The organism is Desulfovibrio sp. 1214_IL3152, assembly GCF_036763055.1.
In the GTDB taxonomy this organism is placed as follows: domain Bacteria; phylum Desulfobacterota; class Desulfovibrionia; order Desulfovibrionales; family Desulfovibrionaceae; genus Desulfovibrio.
The window spans coordinates 1-1270 of the sequence record NZ_JBAIYW010000425.1; the positions used below are offsets into that span (position 1 = coordinate 1).

1 protein-coding gene and 1 pseudogene are annotated in these 1270 nt (G+C 60.9%); both read right to left on the minus strand.

Features of this window, described 5'->3' with window-relative positions; translation table 11 throughout:
* Positions 1 to 385: pseudogene (gene grdB, locus V6C07_RS09005) on the minus strand (glycine reductase complex component B subunit gamma); the annotation flags it as partial.
* Between the two features lie 31 nt (positions 386 to 416).
* Positions 417 to 1270: glycine reductase complex component B subunits alpha/beta (gene grdE / locus V6C07_RS09010; protein ID WP_333536079.1), on the minus strand; the 854-nt coding region annotated here is incomplete at its 5' end.

Below are 1270 nucleotides of genomic sequence, written 5' to 3' on the forward strand. Positions count from 1 at the left end.
TGCGGTACAGGTCCACGCCGGGGCTTTCACGGTACATGCCGCTTACCACGGGCAGGCCCAGCTGCTTGTTGACCGCGGCGCACACCGCGCCGCAGGCCGTGCCATAGCGGCCGGCGTTAAAAGCAGGCCCGGCGATGAGTCCGTCGGCCCCGAAGCTCTTGACGGTTTCCACCATCCTGGCGGCCACGGCGTCGAGATTGTTGGCGCAATAGTTATCGCCGCAGATAAAGGTTGCCACGATCTCGGCCTGATCGCCCAGAGCGGCCTTGAAGGCCATGCCGGGACCCACAATGCCCTCGCGTACTTCGGGGCTGACGTCGGCCTTGTCTTCACCGCCGATACCGGCAAAAAACTGATTTATATAATGCACAAGCTTATATGCCATGATAGTCTCCTGCTCCTTGAGCCGGACGCCCCTACAGGGTGCGGCCGCCGATGCGGTTAAAGCCCAGTTCGTTAGTGGCGCCGAGTATGGCCTGCAACTCCACTTCAAGACTGCCGTCTTCACGCACGGAGCCGAAAAAACCGCCGGCGATGGTTTCGGCAGGGGCCTGATCACCGATGATTTTCTTCATGGGCGGCAGGATGATGACTTCGTTGGCATTGCCGGCGGTCACGCAGGCATCGCCCTCGGGGCAGGAATCGGCCAGAGACTGGCTTGAGCCGTCGCGGCCTGCGAACTCATCGGTGATAAGCACGGTTCTGATGCCCGCCTGCTCGGACTTGCGGCAGTTCATGATGAGGTCGGCATCGGGATTGCCGAAGCCTTCCTCGCTGATGACCACGGCATCGACGCCCAGCATGCGCGCCAGCTTGACCGCATAGGAAGAGCTGCGCTTTTTGTCCGCCAGAGTCACGTTTTCATTGGTGATGATCACGCCGACAAAGTTCAGGTCCTTGCCGTGGTGTTCATACAGGCTGCGGATGACAGGATTGTTCAGGTGCACGTAGGTATTGTTCTTGTCGCAGGCGGACACGCAGTTGCCGGATATGATGGCCCCGTCCATAACTTCCGTGGGGCTGATCATGGTCGGCAGAATGCGCTTGGCGTCCACGCCGTAAACCCAGGTATCGTGCAGCAGCCCCTGGGATTGGAGCATGTAGATATAGGCCACCCTGGGCAGGCCGGGGTGGGCATGCATGGCTTCGCTGAAGGGCGGAAAATCAAACTCTTCCACCTTGTCCGCCACGGCATCCTTGCAGGCGGCGGCCAGATAGTGGGCCGTGCGCAGACCGGCCAGGCGGAAGCAGGCTTCGCACTGATGCGGCT